Source organism: Pseudomonas cichorii (assembly GCF_018343775.1).
GTDB lineage: Bacteria > Pseudomonadota > Gammaproteobacteria > Pseudomonadales > Pseudomonadaceae > Aquipseudomonas > Aquipseudomonas cichorii.
In genome coordinates this window covers 3209942-3233859 of the sequence record NZ_CP074349.1, presented here as the reverse complement: position 1 = coordinate 3233859, position 23918 = coordinate 3209942, and the positions used below count along the sequence as shown (strand labels likewise).

The window sequence follows — 23918 nt, the reverse complement described above, 5'->3', positions numbered from 1 at the left end:
TCGAAACAAGCCTGGATACGTCGCTGGATTTTCTGGCCCGGATTTACCCGGATATCCATTTGAGCGTTGTGCACAGCAACGAACAAACCCCCTCTCTCGACCCCTTGAGAAAAGAACTGGCCGATATTCTGATCCTGCCCAGCACCGTGCTGAGCGAACACTATATCGAGCATCATCACTGGTCCGATTATTACGTGCTGGTGTGCGCCAGGAACGGACACCCCTCTGTACGCAGCTTTACCGAGCTCTCGCAAACCGTGCGCTATGTTGCCTGGCGTCATCCAGGCCTTGAGCGTTTGCACAATCATCTGGCCTCGGCCCAGTTGCGCCTCAGCCATCGCGGTGAACTCAGTTGTCTGGAAACATTGCTGGACCTGATTGCCAAGGGGCATTGCATCTCGATCCTGCCCAGCGCCTTGCTGGCCGGTCGTTTCAGCACGCTTGAACCCGTCCCGCTTCCCTTGATGATCATGCGCCATATCAGCGTCGTCGCACGGCCCACATCGTTATTGTCCAATGCTGCCAATGCCGTGCTACAGACATTGAAGAAGCCATCGATCATCCCGGCCAAGTGAGTGTTCACGTAAAACCGGATGCAACGTTTTTCATCGCTGGCGCTCATACCCATAGGTAATGAATTCGGGGCGGAGCGCTTGCGCTCTGTCTTGAGCCACCCTAATGGACGTGGATGACTGAACCCTATGACGACACCGGACAAGCAGTACCTGGATTGGCTGGTTGAACAATCAATGCTCAATGCCGCACGGCAGCGTGCCAAATCCTATGGCGGGCAGGGCAGGTTATGGCAGCGACCTTTTGCCCAGGCCCGTCCCAGGGATGCTTCGGCGATAGCCTCTGTCTGGTTCACGGCCTATCCGGCTTCCATCATTACCCGCGAGGGCGGCTCGGTTCTGGAGGCTCTGGGGGATGAGGCACTTTGGCACTCATTATCCGAAATCGGTATCCAGGGTATTCATAACGGACCGCTCAAGCTTTCCGGTGGCCTGCAAGGCCGCAATCTCACGCCCAGCATCGACGGCAATTTCGACCGGATCAGTTTCGGGATCGATCCGCAACTGGGGACCGAGGCCCAGTTGCTGAACCTCAGCCGCATTGCTGCCGCGCACAATGCGGTCATCATCGATGACGTGATTCCGTCACACACCGGCAAGGGGGCTGATTTCCGTCTGGCGGAGATGGCTTACGAGGATTATCCCGGCCTTTATCACATGGTCGAGATCCGTGAGGAAGACTGGTCCCTGCTGCCGGATGTACCTGCGGGACGGGATGCGATCAACCTGATGCCCGAGGTGGTCGATCAGCTTCGGGACAAGCATTACATCGTCGGGCAATTGCAGCGGGTCATTTTCTTCGAGCCAGGCGTCAAGGAAACCGACTGGAGTGCCACTGCTGTGGTTCATGGCGTGGATGGCAAGGCCCGGCGCTGGGTCTACCTGCATTACTTCAAGGAGGGCCAGCCCTCGCTCAACTGGCTGGACCCAAGCTTTGCCGCGCAACAGATGATCATTGGCGACGCACTGCATGCCATCGATGTCATGGGCGCCAGGGTTCTGCGCCTGGATGCCAACGGTTTTCTGGGTGTGGAGCGCAAGGCCGAAGGCACGGCCTGGTCGGAAAGCCATCCGCTGTCGATTACCGGCAACCAGTTACTGGGTGGCGCAATCCGCAAGGCGGGCGGTTTCAGTTTTCAGGAACTCAACCTGACCCTGGATGACATCGCGGCCATGTCCCATGGCGGCGCCGATCTGTCCTATGACTTCATTACCCGGCCTGCCTATCAGCATGCGCTGGTGACCGGCACGACCGAGTTTTTGCGCCTGATGCTGCGTCAGGTGCATGCGTTCGGTATCGATCCGGCGTCGTTGATCCATGCGTTGCAGAACCATGATGAGCTGACCCTGGAACTGGTGCATTTCTGGACCCTGCATGCCCATGACACATACCACTATCAGGGCCAGACCTTTCCCGGCAATATCCTGCGCGAGCACATCCGCGAAGAGATGTATGAGCATCTGGCGGGAGAGCATGCGCCTTACAACCTCAAGTTCGTCACTAACGGCGTGTCCTGTACCACGGCCAGTATCATCACGGCGGCCCTGGGAATTCGTGACCTGAACACCATCACCGAGGCAGACATCAAGCAGATCCAGCACATTCACTTGTTGCTGGTGATGTATAACGCAATGCAGCCTGGGGTTTTTGCCTTGTCCGGCTGGGATCTGGTCGGTGCATTGCCACTGCCGGCCGAGCAGGTTCAGCACCTGATGCAGGATGGTGATACCCGCTGGATTCATCGCGGGGCCTATGATCTGGTGGACCTTGACCCGGATGCAGAGTTTTCCTCCGGCAATATGCCTCGCCCCAAAACCCTGTACGGCAGCCTGATCAGCCAGTTGCAGCGTCCGGACTCGTTCGTGTCGCAGCTCAAGAAAATACTCGCCGTGCGCCGCGCCTACGACATTGCGGCCAGCCGCCAGATATTGATTCCCGATGTGGAACATCCCGGCCTGCTGGTGATGGTTCATGAGTTGCCCGCCGACAAAGGCATTCAGATAACGGCCCTCAACTTCAGCTCGCAGGTCATTGTCGAAACCCTGCACCTGCCGGATATTGCCGCAGGCCTTGTGGTGGACATCATCAACGAGCGAGTGGAAGGGGATCTGACCCAAGAGGGTGAATTCACAATTACCCTGGATGCGTACGAAGGATTGGCATTGCGCGTGGTCAGCACCATTTCTTGACGAAATCATGACATCCGCTTCCCGATAATCACTCACGCCTGAAGGCTTGAGTGATTTCGGGTCGTTGAGCATTGTCCTGATGTCGGAAAGTCCATGGAAAACAAACACAGTCTCAAGCAACGCATCGTTACCGTTTTTGCGGTGATGAGCGCTCTGATTGCCGGGGTATTTGCGGTCGGTGTCGTTGCTACAGTCCATGTGGTGGAGAAAAAACTGGCCATCATTACCCTCGGCAGTGACCTGCACCGGCTCTTGATGATGGAGAGTGCAGATGACTGGCGACACCGGCCTTATAAACGTTCGCTGTTCTACGTTCAGGGCGGGGCGGGTGATCTGGCGATGACGCCGGCTCTGGAGGAACTGGGCGAAGGCTTTCATGAACTCACCTGGGAAAACCGTCCTTATCACGCCATGGTCGAGTTGGTCAGCGGCCGCAAGTATGTGTTGTTGCGCGATCTGTACAGCTCCATCAAGCGTGAAAGAATCCTGCTGGTCGTGGTTTTCATCAGCTTTGTATTGAGCGTGCTGCTGGCCATTCTGTTGGGACGCTTGCTGGCCCATCGCGTGATTGCGCCGGTGGTGCGTCTGTCCCGTCAGGTCCGGCAGCGGGAACAATTCATGGGCCAGGCGCCTGCACTGGCCCCCGAATATGCCCAGGATGAAGTGGGCACCCTGGCCGTGGCGTTCGACAAGACCATGGATCAGTTACGTGCGGCATTGGGGCGCGAGAAGCTGTTTACCAGTGATGTCAGCCATGAGCTGCGCACGCCCTTGATGATTCTGATCAGTTCCAGCGAACTGCTGCTGGAAAACCCGAGCCTGGACAAACGCTCCCATTCACAGGTGGTGCGCATTGCCAGGGCCAGTACCGCGATGCAGCAACTGGTGGAAACCTTTCTGCTGCTGGCCCGTGCCGAAAGCAATCAACCCAGTCAGGGACCCCGTTCCACACTGTCGATGGTGGCCAGGGAACTGGTCGAATTCTGGGGTGAACCCATCAAGCAAAAAGGGCTGGAACTGATCCATGAACCCCTGGAAACATCGGACACCCTGTACAACGCCACTCTTCTGCACTCGGTCATGGGTAACCTGCTGCGCAATGCCTGGCACTACACCGACCAAGGCTTCATCCGCCTGACCCTGAGAGCGGACAGCTTTGTGGTGGAAGACAGCGGCATAGGGATTCCCGCCGAGAAGCAGCAAGCAATGTTTCAACCCTTTGTCAGGGGCGACGAACAACGAGGCAATGGTCTGGGGCTGGGGCTTTCACTGGTACAACGCATCTGCGCCAACCAGCAGTGGCAAGTGCTGCTGACCAGCCGGGAGCCTAATGGCTGCCGGTTTGAGGTGCGGTTGCACAGCATTTGAGCGCAGGACCGGGTTTATTCGAAAGGCTGTTCAATTGCGCCCATTCGACCAGCGTTTGTAATCGGCGGGTGTCATGCCGGTCGACTGGATAAAGGCGCGGCGGAATGCGGTTTCTTCGCTGTAGCCGCACTTGAGAGCCACTTGCTTGACGCTGCTGCCCGGCGTTTCCAGAAGCACGCAGGCGGTTTCTATCCTGACGCGAGTGATGAACGTCTTGGGGGATTCATTGGTCAGTTCCTTGAGCCGGCGATGCAGGGTTCGCTCGCTCATGTTCAGGGCTTTTGCCAGGCCTCCTGCTGTCAGTTCGGGATTGATATGGCGGATGATCTGTTCTGCCTGCAGCAATAACGGATCTGCTGCATTGACGAACCCCCGAGGCGCATAAACCAGTTGTGGCAGCGGCAGGCTGTCGGCAACGGAAATGTCCGCGGCCAGCCTGGCGACTTCGGCCCCGGCCTGACGTCTGATCACATGCAGGGCCAGGTCGACCCAGGACAGCGGACCTCCTGTGGTGATGATTCCGTCCTGTTCTTCCACGGCCGTGCCCCAGACGGGAAGTGCCCTCGGAAAGCGTTGCTTGAAGGCGTGATGCAGCCACCATGTGGTGGTGCAGCGTCTGCCGTTCAGCAGGCCCGACTCCCCCAGCACAAACCCACCGGCACAGGCTGCGCCAATCAGCACGCCTTTTTCGTGGCTGCTCTTGAGCCAGCCCGCGGCCTGACGGATCGAGTCGGATAACGGTGGCAGTCCGTCCGGCCCGAGGGCCATCCCGGTGACAAGGGCGACATCGCAATCGGGCAGGTCATGAAACGAGCCGTCCACCGGAATCTGCCGACCCTGAGGGTCGCGCATGACCTTGCCATCGGCGCTGACGATGGTGGTTTCGAATTCGAGACCGGCCTGATTGATGAGGCCTTTTGCAGCCCCTTGTGGCGGGCTGCGCAGTGCCTGATTGGTGATCCAGAACATATCCGACAGACCGGCAATCGCCGACAGCAGGCTGCCATCCACGGCAACGATCGCAATGCGCATAGGGACTCCTGATAAATGTCACGCATTGGCGAGTTTTGCATGAAACATGTCTAGTTTGCCATCTGATGCCTTTTCGAGAGCCTCTATAGACTTTTCTCCATCAAGTCATTCAGGCGTTTCCCCATGAAGTTTCTCAAACCTGGCCAACTCGCTGCGGCGCTCGGATTGACGATGCTGTTCAGTGCTGGGCAGAGCATGGCCGCCCCTGCAGAGCAAGGCGTGCGCAGTATCGTGCTGGTGCATGGCGCATTTGCCGATGGTTCCAGCTGGTCTCCTGTCATTGCCAGACTTCAGGCCAGGGGCTATCGCGTCACTGCGGTACAGAACCCGCTGACTTCACTGGACGATGATGTCCTTGCCACCGAAAGAGTGCTGAAACGCCAGAAGGGCGATGTGCTGCTGGTGGGCCACTCCTGGGCCGGGGCCGTGATCAGCCAGGCGGGTAATGAAGACAATGTCAAAGGCCTGGTCTATCTCAGCGCGCTGGTTCCCGACAGCGGTGAGTCAGTAGCCGATCTGTTGCACAGGCTCGATGCCCCCATGGAGGGGCTGGTACCCGATGATCAAGGCCTGATCTGGCTGGACGATCCCCAGGCATTTCAGCAGGTCATGGCAGCGGATCTGCCCATGAAAAAGGTGCAGGAACTGGCCGCGGTCCAGCAGCCCATCTCGGCGGACAGTTTTGCCGGAAAGGTCCGGCATGCGGCCTGGCATGAAAAGCCCAGCTGGTATCTGCAGACGGAAAGCGACAAGGCTCTGCCTCCCGACGTGCAGAAGGTCATTGCCCGGCAGATTGGCGCAAAAGTCACCTCCATCCGCTCCGGTCATCTGTCTCTGCTTTCTCACCCCGAAGAAGTGGCTGCGCTGATTGACCGGGCCGCCAGGGAAACAGGCCAGGAATCCTCTAACCGATAACCCCCGTAAACGTGAGGCTGAAATGAAAATTCTGCATATCGACTCCAGCATTCTGGGCAATAGTTCTGTAACCCGTGATCTGTCTGCCGCCACTGTGGCTCATATCAAGGCCAGCCATCCCGATGCTCAGGTTGAGTACCGCGATCTGGCTCTCAACGAAATCAGACACCTCAATGGTGCCATTGCAGCCGGATTCCGTCCGGGCGGTAGCAGCGCTATCGATGACAGCGCCCGGCAGGAACATCTGGTATCGGAAGCGCTGGTAAACGAGTTTCTGGCCAGCGATGTGCTGGTGATCGGCGCGCCCATGTACAACTTTTCCGTGTCGAGCCAGCTGAAAGCCTGGCTGGACCGTATTGCGCAGATGGGGCGTACGTTCAAATACACGGATAAAGGCCCTGTCGGCCTGACCGTCGGCAAGCGGGTCATTATCGTCTCGGCTCGTGGCGGTTTTTATGCGCAGGGACCGGCGGGGCATATGGACTTTCAGGAAAGCTATCTCAAGGCCTTCTTCGGTTTTCTGGGCGTCACCGATGTGCAGGTGGTCAGGGCCGAAGGCGCATCGAAAACCGAAGAAGTGCGCAACAAGGGGATCGAGCAGGCCAGGGCGGCAATTGTTGAACTATCGATCTGAAACGGTTTGACGCTTGCAGCTTGAAGCTTATGGCTGCTTTTTCACTCCAGCGCGCTTCGCAGTAACGGCGTCAATTCTTCAATCAGTACCTGAACCGAACGCAATGCCCGGCAATCGGGACGTGTCAGTAGCCACAGGTCGGTGCTGCAGCCTTCGAGGGGAGGGCTCAGCACTTCGGTGCCTGGCAGGTTGCGGGCGGTGAAGTCGGGCATGGCTGCCACGCCAAGCCCGGCGGCCACCAGTTGTGAAACGGCTGACATGCTGCTGCATCGATAGCGTGGCACGACGGCAGGGAATGTCTGTCTGCGCCAGATGACTGAGGTGTGGTCCGGCATTGAATCGTCCGGGCTGATCCATGGCACGGACGTCGGCGAATCCAGCAATGGATCGCGATAATCCGGGTGGCCGCAAATGACGTAGTGGGCAGTGCCCAGTTGTCGGCCTATCAGGTGCTCGGGCGGGGTATTGGTCAGGCGCAGGGCGATGTCCGCATCGCGACGGCTCAGGTTGGCGAAAGTGTTGGAGGTCGCCAGTTCCAGCGTCAACGCCGGGTAGGACGGCATGAAGCGGGCGAGGGCGGGTAACAACAGGCTGTGCAATACGGCGTCTGTGCAGGTCAGGCGCACTGTGCCGCTGACTACGTTTTCCCCTTGTTGCAGGGCCACGCGGGCAGCATTGAGGGCCAGCTCTGCTCGTTCAGCCTGTTCGGACATGGCTTGTGCCGTGTCGGTGGGAATATAGCCGCGACGGTTTTTCTCGAACAGTGCCGTACCCAATGCCGCTTCGAGCCGTCTGATGGAGCGGAATACCGTGGAGATATCCACCTGCAGCAACTCTGCGGCCCGCGCCAGCGTGCGTCCGCGCACCAATGCCAGCACCAGGGCCAGGTCGGCGTGACTGATCTCATATTGCATCGCTGCATACTTCCATTGCCAGAATGCCCATGCCCATTGCGGTGGTGACTATCTTAGACTCATAGCCATTCTGCGCGATAGCGGCTTTACAGGCCCTGCGCGTGCATCGTCAAAGAGGTTGAATCATGTCGAACGCTCCAATGATTGGCGTTACTGCCTGCCGTCAGCAGTTGGGCAAATATTCCTCCCATACGGCGGGTGACAAATACGTCGAGGCCGCCGCATTTGCCGGTATTCCTGTGGTCTTGCCTGCGTTGGCTATGCCAACCGATCCTGCGCAGTTGCTGGCCCGTCTGGATGGCTTGCTGTTTACCGGTTCGCCCTCCAATGTCGAGCCTCGCCACTATCAGGGGCCTCCCAGCGCCGAAGGCACTCAGCATGATGTGTTCCGGGATCGCAACACCTTGCCACTCCTGCGGCAGGCCATTGCCCTGGGCGTGCCGGTTTTCTGTATCTGCCGGGGCTTCCAGGAACTGAACGTGGCCCTGGGTGGCAGCCTGCACCAGCGTGTTCATGAACTGCCGGGTTACATGGACCACCGCGAGCCGAAAAGTGACCTGCTGGAAGAGCAATACGCCCCGCAGCATGGCGTGCAGGTGCAATCCGGTGGCGTGCTCGATGCCCTTGGCCTGGCTCCGGGCTTCGAGGTCAACAGCCTGCATAGCCAGGGCATCGACCGGCTGGCGGGCGATTTGCGCGCAGAAGCGCTGGCGCCGGACGGTCTGGTCGAGGCGGTATCCATGCCTGGCGCATCAGGGTTTGTGCTGGGCGTGCAGTGGCACCCGGAGTGGCAGTTTCTGGACAATCCGGTGTCGTTGCGTCTGTTCGAGGCATTTCGTGAAGCCTGTCAGGTTTATGCGCAACGCCGCAGCCAGCGATAGCCGGAGCATGTTCCGTACGCTGGCAAACGTGATTTAATACGCGGCTTTTGTGGGGTTGTGGTGTCTGCCATCAATCGCGCCTCATTCACCGAATATTTCTCATGTAAGGCGGCTATGGACACGGGAGCACGACTCAAGCTGGTACGCGAAAGCTATAAGTTGTCTCAGCGCGAGCTGGCCAGACGCAGCGGTGTGACCAATGCCACGATCTCTCTGATCGAGCAGAATCGGGTCAGCCCTTCGGTCAGTTCCCTCAAGAAACTGCTTGAGGGCATTCCCATGACCCTGGCGGATTTCTTCACCTTCGATCAGCCGCCGGGGCAGGACCAGTATGTGTTCCGCGCCAGTGATCAGCCCGATCTTGGTCGTAACGGGCTACGCCTCTTGCTGGTCGGCGCGACCCTGCCGAGCCGGCAGATGCGCTTTCTGCGCGAGCAATACGCGCCGGGTGCCAGTTCCGGTGACGAACCCATCGTGCATGCCGAAGGCGAGGAGTGCGGGCTGGTCACTCGCGGGACAATCGAGCTGACCATCGATGGCCAGACCAATATCCTCAGCGCCGGGGATGGCTACTATTTTCCTTCCACCTTGCCTCATCGCTTCCGCAATATCGGCCAGGACGAGGCCGAGATCATCAGCGCCAACACGCCTGCAAACTTCTGACCGGTCCCCATCGCTTGCACAGTGCCAGTCGATGGGGAACAGGTTATCTCAGCGCAGACTCCAGGAAATGCCGGCGTAGACGCCCAGCCCATCGCCCGGTGTCGAGCGGGCCACATCCTGCCCTCGGTCGTCATAACCTGGCGTCACGGTACTGGCGTAACGCTTGTTGGTCAGGTTGCGCAGGTCCAGCCAGGTCTGCCAGTCATCCTTGGGCGAGGCATAACCCAGCGTTGCCCCCAGCAGCGTGTACGAGTCCGCGTAATAGGAGTTGGCGTAGTCCACGGCAATCTTTGATGCATGTTCGGTGTTCAGCCCGACGTAGAAACTGGTGGGATGGCTATAGCGCAGTTCAGCCTGGTAATAGTGTTTTGGAATGCCAGCCAACTGGTTGTCACCGAATCGGTCGTCATCACGGTAGTGGAAGTCACTGTAGGTGTAGGCCTGACGCAATGCCAGCTTGCCTGCCGCCCCGCCTTGCCACAGCGTACTGTCCAGGCTGGCTTCGATCCCTTGGTGAATGGTCGGGCTGGCATTGGATTCCGCAATGATTTGCGAGGTGGTCTGGGTGGCAGCCTGGGTTTCGACGCTCAGCAACTCGTGGCGAACCTGCGAGTAATACCAGGCCAGATCCCAGCGCCCCAAACCGTTTTCACCGCGTCCGCCCAGTTCCAGAGTGGTGGCGGTCTGGTTCTCAAGCTCGACACCGGCGCGTTGCAGGCCGGTGGCGGCCCCGCTGCCGGCCGGGAAGAACTTGTTCGAGCCCCAGATCATCGACCAGGCATGAGGCGGTTCTACCGAACGGCTGAGGTTGCCGTACACCTGCAATTGCGGAGTGAAGTCATAACGCAGGCCGAGGCGGGCGGCGTAATCCCAGTCATGGGTACTGACCGGGTCGTTGACCTCAGGATAAGTGACTTCCGTCTCGCGGCGGGTATAGATGGCCGCGACACCGGTGGTCAGCCACAAGTCCGGCACCAGTTCCAGATCGTTGCTCAGGTGCAGGGCCGTGTCGGAGCCCAGGTAACTGTAATCCCGGGTCTTGGTACCGACGGCAAAACCGGCGGTGTTGCCGGTGGGAATACGGACGTATTCGGAAGCGCCATTATTCGGCAAACCTTTGGTGGTGCGCAGGCCGAGGGTGGTGATGCTTTGATGCCCGGCCAGTTGGTCCTGACGAATATAGTTCAGCGTGCCGCTGATGTCGGTGTAGGCAACTTTCAGGCGGTTGGTGCCTTCGCGCAGGTCCATGGGGTAGTCGTGATAGACCAGACCGGCTTCCACGCGAGAATTGTCATCCAGGTAGAACGTGGTCTTGTTGGCCAGCCAGGTGCTGCCCGGTTGCAGGCGTTTTGAGTCGCGGGTCACATTGAGTGAGTTGGCTGCACGCGGGTCGTGCTGGATCTGGTTTTTGGTGAGTCGGCCCGGCGTATCGTTATCGGTTTCCCGGTAGCGGAAGTAAAAGCGGGTTTCGATATTCGGGTTGAAGCGGTAGCCGACATTGGCGGCAATGCCTTTGCTGCCACCGGAGCTCTGGTCCTGGAAGCCGTCATAGTTCGAGTCGGTCAGGCTGACGTAGTAATCCAGATCCCCCAGCACCTGCCCGGAGCTGATCTGACGCTTGGTATAGCCATGGCTGCCAGCTTCATAGCGCAATTGCAGTTTGGGCGCGTCATAGCCAGTACGGGTCAGGTAATTGATCGAGCCGCCCAGAGCCAGTGAGCCCTGATCGAAACCATTGGCGCCGCGCCGTACGTCCACATGGCTCAGCCACAGAGGTTCCTTCAGTTCATAAGGCGTACCGCCGGGGCCGGTAAGCGGCAGGCCGTCGAGCATTTCAAACAGGCCCGAAGCATGTGCGCCCGGTGCCCGGTTGATGCCCGAGCCGCGAATGGAAATTTTCGCGCCTTCGTTGTTGGCCGCCTTGGCGTAGATACCGGCCTGATATTTGAAGACATCTTCATTGTTGGCCACACGGCCTTGCTCGACGTCATTCAGGTCCACGACATTGGTGGCACCCGGCACCTTCTTCACTTCCTCCCGCGATACCTCGGCGGCACTGACCGTACCGGCAGAAACCTCGATATTCGACAGGTTGACGGTGTTTTCATCACTGCTCTGGGCGTGAGCGATATTGACGCAGGCGAGGGCGGTGCTAAGGCCCAGCAGTTTCGCAGTGCTCAGACGAGATAGAGGGAAAGGTGGAGTGTGTTGCAAGTGCATATGCCTTGTTCCTTGAGAACGACCGCTGTGCCGCAGAATAGGTATTCGATGCCGGACAGGGAGATGGCGTCACTTACACGTGTTGCAGGAAAGTAGTAGCGAATTCATTCGCGAGACGACATTCAAAACGACATATCTCTGTCGGATGTACTGTGCTGTTCGCGAATGAATTCATTCCTGCGGCGAGGCGAGGATTTTCAAGCTTCAGGAAGATAACGCCACTCGCCGCAATCTCCCACTCAGCGGCACCACTGTATTTTCCCGACCGGGCAGCAGACGTCCGGTGAGTCCCATGCCTTCACTGACGATCACGGCATTCTCCAGAAGACACAGGTTGGAGGGTGTATCCAGCCCAGTGGCGAACACGGTGACTTCCCGTGCTTTCAGGTCGCAGCTCAATAACCGACCGCTGAAACGCTCGAAACCACCATGTAGGGGTTCGCCGGCCCAGTCGGGGCGCAAGGGTTGTAGCAGCCGGTCGCACAACTCCAGCACCAGTACGCTTCCATCCGGGCTGATGGCCAGGCCGGTGGGCAGTTGCAGCCCGCTGATTAGCAACTCGATCTTGCCGGTGTCCGGCCAGACCCGGATGACTTGGCCGGCTCGGTCGACAAAATCGATACCCTGCCTGGCAGGATCGCTGCGCAATTCCCCGGAAAACAGGCTGATCAGGACCGCTCCGGTCGCAGGTTCATAAATCAGGGTTACCGGCACCGCTTCCTGGCCTTGAGCCAGATCGGGCAACTGGACCAGGATGCGTTCACCTTCGTTGCCCTGACTGAACTCCACCAGTTGATTGGTATCGGGCTTGACCGCCAGCCAGCTGTGACGGGTGGGGTGATAGCACAGGGAGTTCAGGTTGCCCTGACTGCGGAATACCGGCTCGGGTGGCGAGTACTGGATATCCAGGATCTTCGAACCCTGCACATAGTCGGTCTGGCTGACCAGAAAGCGCCCGTCACCCCAGGCGACATCCGAAATGCCCATGATCTCGTCCCGCAGCATGCGTGGTTGCATGTTCATGGCACGAAAACCTTGGGCCAGGGGTTCGGCAGGCAAATAAGCGCCCGGACTTTCCGGATCCGGGCGCAGCACGCTGATGCGGCCGCTGAAAGTCGCATCGGGCAAGCCTGATCCGGCTTCGGTCAGAATCAGGTTGCCATCCGGCCCGGCACATAGCCCTCGCGGGTTCAGCAAACCCTCGGCAATGAACGTACTGGCACACAGTCGCTCAGTTGGATGGGCGGGAATCTCAATGTGAACAGTCATGACGCTCTCCATAGCCATGGGTGGGGTACTCATGGCAGCGGCTGCCAAGGCGTGCCTGTCAGGTAGGCGCTGAGCAATGCTCGTTGGCTGGGTGACATCGAACGAACTACCGGCATATACAAGGTGGTGCCTTTGTACGTGTCCGAAGTGCGCGCAAGGATTGCATTCTTGTGGCCCATGACTGCGTCTGGCTGGTTGAGCGGCACGTAGCGCGACATGGCAGGAAACGCCAGATAGTGGAAACGCAGCACGTTGGGGTAGACCTGATCCCAAGTGATGATGCTGCCTTGAGGGATTCCAAAGTCTGTCTGGGCGTATTTGCGGAAGCTGCTGAAGTACGGGCTGTTGCCCGTAAGGGTGTACGTCAGAGTGCTGAAACCAGCTAATGCTTCGGTACCGGCTTTGAGGGTTACCTCGACATCGACCGAGAGCTGGTTGGGCAGTACGGGAACCGATGTCGGGTAGTCCAGGCAATCGAGGGTGTCGTCAATCGTTACAGCAATCTCGGTGGCGGAAGGGACAGGTCCGCCCAGATACCTGACCTGCAACGGAATCGTCAGGCCGTTGGGGTGGTCTTCCAGATAGATATTTCTCTGGTCAGTGTAGAGTCTGTAAGCCGACTCTTTGATCAGCAGGGATGTTTCTCTTGTTTTTGGCCAGTAGCTGATTTTCTTGTCGGGGGCCGACAGGGAAAGCGGTTGGGTCTTTGCCTGCTGTGCATTGCCTGCATCAAGCGGCAAATCCACGATACCGCCGTACAGGTAATAGTTTTGCAGGTACTCGTTGTCCGGTGCCAGTGTCGTGAGAGTTGTTGTGCCTGCGCAGAAACTGACAAGGCCATAATCGGCATTGGGGCCGATGGGGCTGGTGATGGCCGTTCGATCAGTCCTGAATGTTTCTTTGGGAATGAGGTTCACCATATCGATGCTCAATAACCCGTCGTCGCTCAGGTCTGCAAAACCGGTGTTTTTTGTATCCTGATTGACCAGCAGTCGACCCGCCGGGCAGATGGCTGGCTCGTCGGCAAAGGCTGGCGCCAGAGTGCCAATGACCCTGCCAATGCTTGGGTTGGGTGTGTAGCTCTTGGCTGCGTAATCGGCATTCAGTTGTTTTGTGGTCAGGGTCGGGCACATCTCGAACATGACGAAGCGCAAGACGATACCGGTTGCTCCGGGAGCCTTGATGATCGATTGCAGGATTTCGCTGTTCTGGTTGTAACTGACGATGCTGTCCAGCGGGAAGGTCAACTGGAATGTGCCGCTGAGGGCGAAGGATCCTGGAGCATCCATCGTCGCCGGCCCCAGTATTCGCTGTTTCACATCCAGGCTGCTGCACACGGTATTACAGCGAATCAGCAACTGGATGTCGCTGTCGCCAATCTGCAGGCCACCGACAAATATCTGGGTGGTGACCGTTGAGGTCGGGTCCAGATCCACCATCATCGCACCAGAGGAACTGCTCTGGCCGGTTTTCGGGTCCAGTGAACCTAGCAGATAGACGGGTTGCCCTACTAGATCGCCTTGCTTGCTGATAGCTCCCGGATTGCCTTGCGAACTGATCTTCGTGTCCAATTCGACGACATGCTGGCCATAGTGATTCCAGCCACCTTGGGTGTAACCGCTGGCTGGCGCAGTGCTGGAAGGCGTGTTGATCTTTTCGTTCAATTGTTCGTCGGTGTAAGACTGGGCCTCTGGAGCAATAGTCGAGGTTGCCGGATCGAACAGCTTGAAGCCTGTTTGATCCCCCTGAGGAACGGTCGCTGAATTGTTCGGCACACTCACATCGGTGCTGATGCCACCCCAGAAATTCAATCGTGGTCCATTGAGAATGCTCATGATCTATTTCTCGTCCTTGGCGCCTTGGGCGGCGGGTTGTGCAAATTTGAACATGTAGGAAAAGTCGGCCTTGTAAGGGCTGCCGACCGGTGTCGCCATGGAATGGCAAGCCATGCAACTGCTGTTGGCCTGGATATAGCTTTCCATCGTGACGTTGGCCGAAAGTGCCGGGGTCGGCTGGCCCAACGGATTACCGGGGTTGTTCGGGTTGAACGGACGCTGGGTCGTGACGAGCTGGTAGTACTTCAGAGCGCTTTGCTGCAGGCCGGGATTGAGCTGGAACCCCTTGTTGATCAGTTCGGTGGAGAGAGCAATCGGCGTCACCCGGTTCAGCGGGTTCGGGGTCTGGAAGGTGGTGCCGGCCTTGGGCACGCACACCATCTTGTTATCTTGCGTCTGCCAGTCGCACGGGGACTGATTGAGGCTGGCAGGCTCGGCGTGGGGGTTGAAGTAGGAGTAGTTGATGCCGGGTGCCGGGTTGTCGATCCATTGGCCTCCCGATTCCTTCTTGGGTGGCACGTTATCGACCTGCTCGAAGGTGGACCAGATCCACTGTGGGTAGCCCTGAACCTTGGTGATGATATGCAGACCCACCAGCCCCAGATAGGCATCTGCAACAGCACCAGTGGGTTTGCCCTGATCATCGAACAGATCGACCTGCGAATGAACCGTCAGGTAACGGCTGGCGTTGTCGGCAGGTGTGAGGATGCGCCAGCTCGACTTGACCTCGATGACGCCGTTGGGGAATGAAATGTTGCTGGCTTTGGAAACCACATTGGCGTTGTAGAAGTTGTTGGCCACGATGTAGGTGTACGAAACCTCGTTGGCCGAGATGTCGTAATAGGTCGGATTGCCGCGCTGATCGATCAGCCAGCCCCCCACGGCCTGATCGACCGCCTGAAGTACACCGGTATTTTTCAGGGCCGAAATATTGATCATGCCCAGATTCCTGCCGGTCAACGGAGTATTCCAGGGGCCTGGATTACTGCCGTCCGCCGGGAATATTTCACTGACGTTCTTGTAGCTCTGCCAGACGGTGTAGCCCGCATCGCCAGGCTTCTTGCTGCAGTCGGGGACTCCGCGCTGACCATCCGTTACGGGCCAGTTCAGGGCGATGAACATCTGCCAGCTGTACAGATCGAACAGGTCCTGGCCGCTTTTGGCGGCTGGGGCGCTACCGGGAAGCTGGCAGTTGAGGCTCGTCACCGACACATCAGGCATCGGTTGTTCCAGAGCCAGGGCAGGCAGGCTGACACTGCCAAGCAGTGCCAGGGCAAGACGATATCGAGAGTTCATGGCGTACCTCCTTGTCTGTCAGGGCTTGTTGGGCATGAGGTTGTTCCATTGCGCCTTTTTGCCATTGCTCAGCGTGGCTGGCGGATTGAACAGCTGGCAGGGCTCTGGATTGGCCGGACACATCTTCGCCACTTGTGCCCAGGTGGTGGCCGGGTCCGGTTTGCTCACGCGAAAGTTGGTGTAGTTCTGGCTGACGATGGGAGCATTGGCGGTGGAGACATCGCCTGAAAAGAAGAAGGATTGTGGATGCCGATAAGGAGCCTGGCCTTTCTGGTCGCTGGTGGCGTCCTTGAAGAATGAATAACCGAACAGGATCGGACCATCCGGCCCCGGTACATCGATGGAATAGGCCTGCACGCTGGCATTGAGGTTTTTGCTGCGCTCGACGCTGTAAGGCAGGTGCTGGATGAAGTCCTGGCGAGGCGGGTGGTTCATGGGCGAGAACATGCAGCAGGCGGGCATGCCCTTGGGGCGGTCCTGCTCGTAGGTCAGGAAGTATGCCTTGTTGCCCAGCGATACGAAGGAGCAGGTGTAATTGTTGTCCTTGATCGGGAAGATCGGCAGGCAGTATTTCTCGTAGTGCTCCATCATCGCGCCGTAGCCATCGCCGTCGGCGGGAATGTAAGTGGTGTCGTAATAGCTGGTGCCCTTGGAAACGCTGTAGTCACTGGGCTTCAGGGTGGCGGGCGGGTTGCTGTAAGGCGGCGGGTTTTTCTTGTAGCTGTCAGTAGTGACCCGGTACATGGTCCAGTCACTGACCCAGTACGCGGGGAAAAACGGATCGCTTGGGTCGCCCGGATTCCTCTTGGCAATGCAATTGCCATTCTTTTCGGTGCAGCCCGAAGTGTTATGGACACCCATGCTGAAGTAGACATCGCCGCCGTCCTGCGCAAACAGGGTGTTGCAAAACAGCAGGCTCGACAACATGAACAGCCGAATCAAAATGCTGGACTTCATACGACACTCCTTTGCAAGCGCGGATGGCCTTTCAGCCACCCGCTTTCCTGCCGGGTTTAACAGCTTTGAGGGTAATTACTCATGCTCAGCGGCATGGGCGGGTAGTTCGCCTTCACCAGCGATTGCGCCCAAAGCTCCAGCACGGCGCGTCGGCTTTGCGGCATGTCACGGGTGATGGGCATCGCCAGTGTGCTTTCTTCCTGGTATGGCTTGCCGATCAGTTTGATCAACTGATCGACCGCGCCCTCGATGCGTTTCAGGGAGTTGAGCGGCATGTACTTGGTCATGATCGGGTAGAGGTAGTAGAAGGGCTGCAGGATCTTCGGGTAGATGAACTGTTCCCAGATCAATACACGGGCATCCTGTTGCGTACAGATGCTGTTCCAGTAGTCGACGAAGTCCTTTTGCAACTTGGGCTCCATAGGCAGCACCCGCAACGGTGCCAGGAAGTCGGTGTAGGCTTCCATGTAGTTGAAGCTGAAAGGGATCGCGGGAGGCTGATCGCCTTCCTGGACAAAGAACCTCAGGGTGGGAAAGCCGGCTGCCGTGGCGTTGATCATCACCTGGGCAATGCCTTTGGCGTCGGTCTTGATCTGTACCACGCTGTAATCCACCGTGGTGTTGCCCTGCAGGGTGCCTTGCAGGTCGGTGGCATTGGCAAACGTCAGGCAATGTTTGAGGGACAGCGCTGTGGGTTCGTGCAAATAGGCCTGATAGCTGACTTTATCGCCATTGGTTCCCGTGTTGATTGCCGCAGAATGTACGGCACTCAGGCTGCGGCCGCTGCCTTTGGTTGCCTGACTCACTACCAGGGGCGTATCGATAAATTGCGGCAGTCGGGATTGGTTCTGCGAGTAGTCCAATGGATTGTTGGTGAACAGCGTGAAGTCCGGATCATTGCGGAAGGCCAGATAATAGTCGCTGGTGGTTACCGAGAAGGCGTTGTTGTATTCCGCCACCCAGATCACTGTGTCCACTGCCGGCTTGCCGTCGTACTGGACCATTATATTCAGGGTCTTGATATCACCCACATCGATGAAGCTGGCGCTTTCCACTACCTCGGCAGTCCACATCTGTTGCGTGGCGGCGGTCTTGGGTGACGAGCCCAGCAAGCGCAGTTCCAGCGGCCCGCTTTGCAGCGTGGCGATGTCATCGGCGCTCAGGACAAAGTCGAGAATACCGGCGCGCTTGTCGAACGCAAACTGCCGGTACTGCTCGAAGCCGAAGTTCGCTACCGGAGTGAATTTTCCGTTATTGCGCACGCCCACCTGGTAGTCACCGGCCTGGAATTTTTCCGCAACGGGAATGGCCGCCTTGCTGTCGACCGGATAGAACGGGAATCCGGTTCCAAGGTCCAGCGACAGGGTGTTGTTCTCAGGCTGCACCTGAGCCGAAATCACCCCAAGCTGGATAGCCACGCCAGGCGGTAGCGGGGTATCGCCGGGTTTGGTCTTGTAAACGCTGATAGGCGAGGCCGGGACCAGACGCTGCCCTGCGGGTGCGGTCGGGAATTCATCCTCGAACCATAACCCCAGTGTGCCGGCCGTGCGGCTGTAGGCCGGGTTGAAAAAGATATCGGCGACGTTATCCAGACCTTTCTGATACATGGCCTGCATTTCTGCCAGTATTTTTGCCGGGCTTTCGTTGCCTGTCGGGTGAGTGATAAAGGGGGGGTAGTCGTTGAAGATGCCGTTCTTGTCGTAGTAGGTCAGATAGGTCGAGAAGCGGAACATCAGGCCTTTGGCGTTTTGCTGTTCCATCTGCTGCTGCAGGTTCTGCAACAGAACCGAGTCGCCGATCACCCATTGCAGGTTTTCCTTGGGAAAACAGGTCTGCCAGGTGGTGGTGACATAACTCAGGCCGCCGAAGGCTCCCCAGTTGAAGTTCAGAAAGCGGTCGAGCATGCGGTGCTGGCGATTGAGGGTCAGGCCGCACTGGCTGTCGCCTATGACCAGATTGTCGAAGTACAGCGCCGTGAATGTGTTCTGCCAGGGGCTGACATCAACGAAACGTGCCGCGGAGGGTGCCGTGCCGCCAAAGGGGTTGCCTGTCAACTGGTAGCTCTTGTTGACCAGGTTGTCCTGGCTGATGTAGCTGTTGGTCTGCAACTCGCCACCGATGACCAGCGACTGGGTGAGGTTGTGGCTGACCGTGCCGCAGCTGTTATCGCCAAACAGGTTCCATTCGCCAGGGATACCGCTCGCCGCAGCGTTGCCGGGTACTTGCAGCACATAGTCTGGAACGGTGGGAATCGGTGCGATGGTCCAGGGCAGCAGAGTGCTGGCGGCGTTTTCGGGGGTGATGCCGTACTCGGCCAGAAACGGCCAGTTCATCTGCATCTTGACCGCGTCGTACAGCGGAAACATGTCGTTGTTGTTGGCCGTCGGCGGGTTCCAGAACATGTGGCCATTGAAATAGATACGGGGGAAATTCAACACGCTCATAGGGTCATGCTCCTTAAGGTCGTTGCCACTGGGCGCGTTTCAGCGACCAGACGAAGTCCAGTTTTTCGTAACCGGCATAGGCCGACTCGGGCAGCTCCTTGACCGGGTAGGCGAGGCCGCCATTCTGGTCGAGCGCAAAGTTGAAATAAGTCTTGGTCTTCGTTGAATAGGCCGCTGTGCTGTGACAGGCCAGGCAGTCGGAATTGCTCTGGAAAGCCGACTCCAGTTGCGAGTTGGCCAGCAACTGTCCGTCGTTCTGATACTGGACGCCGATCAATTCGTATTGCGCCAGCGCAGGGTATTGAGCCTGGAAAGTGGCGTTGACCGGTTTTGCCGCCGCTGTTGGCCCGGTGATATTGGTCATGGGCTTTGCCGGCGTGTCATTGGTCACGCTGTACTTGCTGTTGTTCTTGTTTTCAAAGGTGGTCCAGACCCAGCTTGGCGACAGCTTGTTGATGACGTGCATACCACTGAGGGCTGCATAACCAACGTTATAGGTTTTCTCGTCGTCCTCCAGGTAATAGGCCTGAATGATGTAGTAACCATCATTGGTCAGTTGCTGCATGAAAGTCTGATCGGCACCGATCCACAGCCAGGAAGTTTTCAGCTCCCAGGCTGTGGAGGGAAAGTTCAGGCTGCTGGTCAGGGCCGCCTGGCCGTTCGCGTTGTAGACCTTTTGCTGCATGATGTAATTGAAGGTGTCTTCACTCATCTGCAGGTGAAAACGCACCGGCTGGCCCCGTTGCGCTGCAGGCACCTGGTTGCCCATTTGCAGAATCAGCCCGTCCACCTGCTGCACGCTGTCCAGGTTCTGGAACGCGCGCTGCATGTTCAGGCCCAGTTGTTGGGCCTTGTCTTTCACCTCGGCTGGCAACGGTTCGCGCTGGGCATAGGGCAGAGGCTGTGCGCCATTGCCCAGATAGACCTGATCGCTGGGCTTGAGGGTTTCCCAGACACGATTGGGGTTGCCTTGGGCTGCGGGCTGGTTCAGGCAGGCAAACCAGTTCCAGGCCATGGTTTCAGGGCTCTGTTGGAATGCAGTCCAGGTCGTGGCGGGGCTGGTGCCAAACTTGAAAAGGTTGGTGCAATCGAAGTTGGCTGGGGTCGGCGTCTGAGCCTGAGCCAGACCGGCCACGGCACTTAGAACGGTTACACAAAGGGCTCGCCGCATGAAATCTCCTTGGCATTGGCCTGATCACGGTGTTGGTGCCCCCGGAAGTACTCCAGAAGCAGTTGCTTGACGGCGGTTGCAGGAAGACGCTCCGGCAGCTGCAGTTCGCAATTTGTAATAAGTAACGGGCCTGACTGTTCGTCGCTGGGCAAGCGTCCATGGCTGCCGCGAATCAGTCGGGTATCGAGAGGGATCAAGTCCATGTAGTAGCGAAAGCCGAGCTTTTTCTGCAGCAGGCGGCGCGCCACTTTCAGTTTCGGGAAACGAATGGCCGGGTCGATGAACAGCTCCAGCGGGTCGTAACCGGGCTTGCGATGAATATCCACGGTGCGGGCAAAGTCGGGCGCCTTGCGATCATCGAACCAGTAGTAGTAATCGAACCAGAAACCGGCCTCTGCGATGGCCACCAGCTCGCCGCTGCGAGGGTGATCGAGTTGCCAGGCCTGCTGTTCGGTTTTATCCAGCACCTGCTCGATGCCTGGCTGGCGCTGCAACAGGGCTTTCACTTTGGGGATGTCTTGCGCCCGTTTCACGTAGATATGGGCGATCTGATGGTCGGTAACGGCAAAGGCCGCACTGGCACCCGGATCCAGAAGTTCCCAGGACAGGGACTGTCGCACGTGCAGCAAGCCTTCCGAGCGCAGTACCCGATTGATCGACACCGATTGCTGAACCGCTTCTATGCCGTATTCCGAAAGCAGCATGACCTTGGCACCTTGCTGTTCGGCGAAGGCCAGCAAGCGTCCGACTTCATGGTCGATGGCCCTGACTTCATCGGCAATCGACGGATGATCCGGCCCGTGGCGTTGCAGGCTGTAATCCAGGTGCGGCAGATAGACCAGTTGCAGATTGGGCCGGTTGATGCGGAATTCGGCCATGGCGCAATCCACTATCCAGCGACTGGACGCGATGCCGGCGGCTGGCCCCCAGAAGCCAGGAAACGGAAATTCGCCAATCTGCTGCTCGATGACTTCGTGCAGGGACGCCGGTGACGAATACAGACCGAACATTTTGCGGCCGTCAGCAGGGTAGTGGGGGCGTGGCGTGATGGCGGCATCCACGTCGGCGTACATGTTGAACCACCAGAACAACTGGCTGCTGCGAAACTCCGGATGCTCACGCTTGAGAGCGTGCCAGACCTTTTCGCCCTGTATCAGATCGTTGGGCTGCAGCCAGAAACGCACTTCGGCCTGATCGCGGAAATACCAGCCATTGCCGACAACGCCATGCTTCGACGGCGGCTGGCCGGTAAGGATGGACGCCTGGACAGTGGAAGTCACCGCCGGAAACACCGGCTGCAAGCTGGTCATCTGCGCATTTTTGAGCAAGGCATTGATCTGCGGTGTGGCTTCGCCCAGCAAGCCGGGTGTCAGGCCCACCACGTTGATCAGCAGCAGTGGCGGCAAGTCAGATCGCATCGGCATACGCCTTTTGCTTGTGGGCATCGGTCAGCAGTAAACCGCGCTGGAGCAGTTGCTTTTCGACCCATTGCAGTTCGGCCGCGATGCCCAGCAGCAAGGCCCGCTCGGTCTGCGGCCTGATGGCGGAAGGCAGGACGTTCCAGCTGTAGGTTTCCGCTTCCAGCACCGGACGGAAATCGGCGTGGTCTGCCAGAAAGTCAAAGGTCTGGGCCAGGGCCAACTGGCTGCCGCTCAGTTCCGGCAGCAGCAGTTGCTCGCTGAACAGCGGCACATGGAAGTGAATCCTCAGTTCGCTGCTTTGCTCGGGGTTCTCCAGTGCCTCAGGCAAATCGGCCCAGGCTTTTAACCGGCCTTGCGGGTCCAGGGTCTTGACCTGATGCAGATAGGTGGCTTCGGCAAAGTTGCCAAGAGCATCGAGAACGTGTTCACGCCGACTGTCACCCTCGGCGGGCAAACGACAGATCATGGCATTGGATAACTGGATCTTGCCGACCGGGACTCCGGCTTCGCGCAACCTCGTAAGGGATTTGTAGCAGTGCTCGAAAACGACCGCCTGATGGCAGACATCGAAGCACAGCGCCAGATGCTCATGATGCGGATCGCGGGCTTGCAGGCGCTGAAAGAACTCGATGGATTGTGTGGTGTTTTCCAGCACGCAGTCCGGTTCCATTTCCAGGCAGATCACGATCTTCTTGCCGGTCCTGTGTCGAAGGCTGGCGAGGGAAGACGTCAGTTGCGCGAGAAGCTCTTCGGCACGCTGTTGCCGCTCCGGGCTCCAGTGGGCGGCGTAACCCAGTGGCACGGTCGAAATCACGCCCTGATCGCAGTCCGCTGGCAAGGCTTCGGCGAGAATTTCTGCCAGTTGCAGGCTGTAGGCCAGTCGCTCGCCGTCCGCCCAACTGGGCAGGTAAACCTCGGCTTTCACTGCGCCCTTGTGAAACTGGCCGTAGGGAAAACCGTTGAGTGACGTCAGCCGCACGCCGCAGTTTTTCAACACGCCCAGAAAGGCCTTGCGCGCTGAATCATCTTGCAGTTCCTGTGCGGCCTGGGCGCTGATCCATAGCCCGCTTTCCTGCTCGACCAGCTTGCGTTGCTGGCGTACACCCTGGAAATGCTGCTCGATGGAGGCGCACAGCTCAGCCAGCCCGGGTGCGGGATGCACATTGCTGCAATAGCCTATCTGGGCGGCGGTCCAGCCTGACGCGGCGCTCATTTGACCACCGGTTCCTGGCCACGCAGGGCCGAGTTTTCCTGCCATTGCTTGCGCTGGTCGATGGGCAATGGGGTGCTGACCAGGGTCTTGTCCAGTTGTCCACTCTGGGCGAAGAAGTCCACCGGGTTATGGAACAGCACTTGTTCAACCTGGGCTTGGGTAAAGCCGGCATCGAGCATTGCCTGACCGGTTTTCGGTACCTTGAGCGGGTCGCTGATGCCCCAGTCGGCAGCGCTGTTGACCACCATTTTTTCGGTGCCGTACTCCTTGAGCAGCGCCACCATGCGTTGTTCCGACATCTTGGTGTTGGGGTAGATCGAGTGGCCGCGCCAGCAGTCGGTTTCCATCACCAGCGGCAGGGTCAACTCGTTCAGGTGATCGATGATGACCAGGTTTTCGGGAATGTCGACTTCCCGGATCACCGCCAGAGTGCGTTTGGTGCCACCAATCTTGTCGCGATGCGGGGTGTGGACCAGAACCGGCAGGTGGAACTGCTTGGCCAGTTCCAGTTGGGCGGCCAGAAAACGATCCTCGTCGGGTGTAATGTCGTCGTAGCCGATTTCACCGACGGCGACTACGCCATCCTTGACCAGATAACGCGGCAGGATCTCCAGCACTTCTTCGGCTATCGAGAGGTTATTGGCTTCCTTGGGGTTGAGGCCGATGGTGCAGAAGTGATGGATGCCGAACATGCTGGCACGAAAGCGCTCCCAGCCGAGCAGCGTATCGAAGTAATCGACAAAGCTGCCGAGGCTGGTGCGCGCCTGGCCTTGCCAGAAGGCGGGTTCGATGACCCCGGTGATCCCGGCTGCGGCCATGTTCTGATAGTCGTCCGTGGTACGACTTACCATGTGGATGTGCGGATCGAAGTACTTGGGCATGGGACATCCTCGTAATGCGCAAAGGGCAAGCGTTGGGGAATG

The 23918-nt window shown here is 58.3% G+C and carries 19 protein-coding genes; 7 read left to right on the top strand and 12 right to left on the bottom strand.

Features of this window, described 5'->3' with window-relative positions; translation table 11 throughout:
• The first annotated feature begins 11 nt into the window (after positions 1–11).
• The 3 genes from KGD89_RS13445 (at position 12) to KGD89_RS13435 (ending at position 4130) form a co-directional block, all read left to right on the top strand.
• A complete protein-coding gene (locus tag KGD89_RS13445; RefSeq protein ID WP_236249414.1) occupies positions 12–575 on the top strand; it encodes a LysR substrate-binding domain-containing protein in 564 nt (187 codons plus the stop codon).
• A gap of 126 nt (positions 576–701) precedes the next feature.
• Positions 702–2762 (top strand): maltose alpha-D-glucosyltransferase, encoded by a 2061-nt coding sequence (treS, locus tag KGD89_RS13440; RefSeq protein WP_025260300.1) that lies wholly within the window; start codon positions 702–704, stop codon positions 2760–2762.
• Positions 2763–2855: 93 nt separating this feature from the next.
• Complete coding sequence (locus tag KGD89_RS13435; RefSeq protein ID WP_025260299.1) at positions 2856–4130, top strand: sensor histidine kinase; 1275 nt, start codon at positions 2856–2858, stop codon at positions 4128–4130.
• 30 nt (positions 4131–4160) lie between these two features.
• Here KGD89_RS13435 and KGD89_RS13430 read toward each other — a convergent pair whose 3' ends face one another.
• On the bottom strand, positions 4161–5162 hold the full coding sequence (locus tag KGD89_RS13430; RefSeq protein ID WP_025260298.1) for a GlxA family transcriptional regulator: 1002 nt from the start codon (positions 5160–5162) through the stop codon (positions 4161–4163).
• Between the two features lie 123 nt (positions 5163–5285).
• Here KGD89_RS13430 and KGD89_RS13425 point away from each other — a divergent pair, with 123 nt between their 5' ends.
• Positions 5286–6077, top strand: coding sequence for an alpha/beta fold hydrolase (locus tag KGD89_RS13425; protein ID WP_025260297.1), 792 nt, complete (start codon positions 5286–5288; stop codon positions 6075–6077).
• A gap of 22 nt (positions 6078–6099) precedes the next feature.
• Positions 6100–6711, top strand: coding sequence for an FMN-dependent NADH-azoreductase (locus KGD89_RS13420; protein ID WP_038399876.1), 612 nt, complete (start codon positions 6100–6102; stop codon positions 6709–6711).
• 41 nt (positions 6712–6752) lie between these two features.
• On the opposite strand, the gene KGD89_RS13415 is transcribed toward KGD89_RS13420, so the two are convergent.
• Entirely contained in the window at positions 6753–7625 is an 873-nt protein-coding gene (locus tag KGD89_RS13415) for a LysR family transcriptional regulator (RefSeq protein ID WP_038399874.1), read from the bottom strand.
• 125 nt (positions 7626–7750) lie between these two features.
• Here KGD89_RS13415 and KGD89_RS13410 point away from each other — a divergent pair, with 125 nt between their 5' ends.
• Together KGD89_RS13410 and KGD89_RS13405 are read left to right on the top strand one after the other, a co-directional pair.
• Positions 7751–8506 carry a gamma-glutamyl-gamma-aminobutyrate hydrolase family protein gene (locus KGD89_RS13410; protein ID WP_025260296.1) on the top strand — a complete coding sequence of 252 codons (756 nt, stop codon included), beginning with the start codon at positions 7751–7753 and terminating at the stop codon, positions 8504–8506.
• Positions 8507–8620: 114 nt separating this feature from the next.
• Complete coding sequence (locus tag KGD89_RS13405) at positions 8621–9169, top strand: cupin domain-containing protein (protein WP_025260295.1); 549 nt, start codon at positions 8621–8623, stop codon at positions 9167–9169.
• Between the two features lie 48 nt (positions 9170–9217).
• Here the strand turns inward: KGD89_RS13405 and KGD89_RS13400 are convergent, their stop codons facing one another.
• The 10 genes from KGD89_RS13400 to KGD89_RS13355 all read right to left on the bottom strand — a co-directional run bounded on the left by KGD89_RS13400 (position 9218) and on the right by KGD89_RS13355 (position 23876).
• On the bottom strand, positions 9218–11389 hold the full coding sequence (locus KGD89_RS13400) for a TonB-dependent receptor family protein (RefSeq protein WP_025260294.1): 2172 nt from the start codon (positions 11387–11389) through the stop codon (positions 9218–9220).
• Positions 11390–11593: 204 nt separating this feature from the next.
• Entirely contained in the window at positions 11594–12658 is a 1065-nt protein-coding gene (locus KGD89_RS13395) for a hypothetical protein (RefSeq protein ID WP_025260293.1), read from the bottom strand.
• A gap of 29 nt (positions 12659–12687) precedes the next feature.
• Complete coding sequence (locus KGD89_RS13390; protein WP_025260292.1) at positions 12688–14493, bottom strand: hypothetical protein; 1806 nt, start codon at positions 14491–14493, stop codon at positions 12688–12690.
• Positions 14494–14496: 3 nt separating this feature from the next.
• Entirely contained in the window at positions 14497–15789 is a 1293-nt protein-coding gene (locus KGD89_RS13385; RefSeq protein ID WP_025260291.1) for a hypothetical protein, read from the bottom strand.
• A gap of 18 nt (positions 15790–15807) precedes the next feature.
• Positions 15808–16746, bottom strand: coding sequence for a hypothetical protein (locus KGD89_RS13380; RefSeq protein WP_025260290.1), 939 nt, complete (start codon positions 16744–16746; stop codon positions 15808–15810).
• 56 nt (positions 16747–16802) lie between these two features.
• Positions 16803–19190: a hypothetical protein gene (locus KGD89_RS13375; protein WP_025260289.1), complete on the bottom strand. Its 2388-nt coding sequence runs from the start codon at positions 19188–19190 to the stop codon at positions 16803–16805.
• 13 nt (positions 19191–19203) lie between these two features.
• Positions 19204–20361: a hypothetical protein gene (locus KGD89_RS13370; RefSeq protein WP_025260288.1), complete on the bottom strand. Its 1158-nt coding sequence runs from the start codon at positions 20359–20361 to the stop codon at positions 19204–19206.
• A complete protein-coding gene (locus KGD89_RS13365; protein ID WP_025260287.1) occupies positions 20340–21779 on the bottom strand; it encodes an alkaline phosphatase family protein in 1440 nt (479 codons plus the stop codon). The genes KGD89_RS13370 and KGD89_RS13365 overlap by 22 nt, the downstream gene beginning before the upstream one ends.
• A complete protein-coding gene (eboE, locus tag KGD89_RS13360) occupies positions 21769–22995 on the bottom strand; it encodes a metabolite traffic protein EboE (protein WP_025260286.1) in 1227 nt (408 codons plus the stop codon). The genes KGD89_RS13365 and eboE overlap by 11 nt, the downstream gene beginning before the upstream one ends.
• Positions 22992–23876, bottom strand: coding sequence for a TatD family hydrolase (locus tag KGD89_RS13355; protein WP_025260285.1), 885 nt, complete (start codon positions 23874–23876; stop codon positions 22992–22994). The genes eboE and KGD89_RS13355 overlap by 4 nt, the downstream gene beginning before the upstream one ends.
• Positions 23877–23918: the final 42 nt, after the last annotated feature.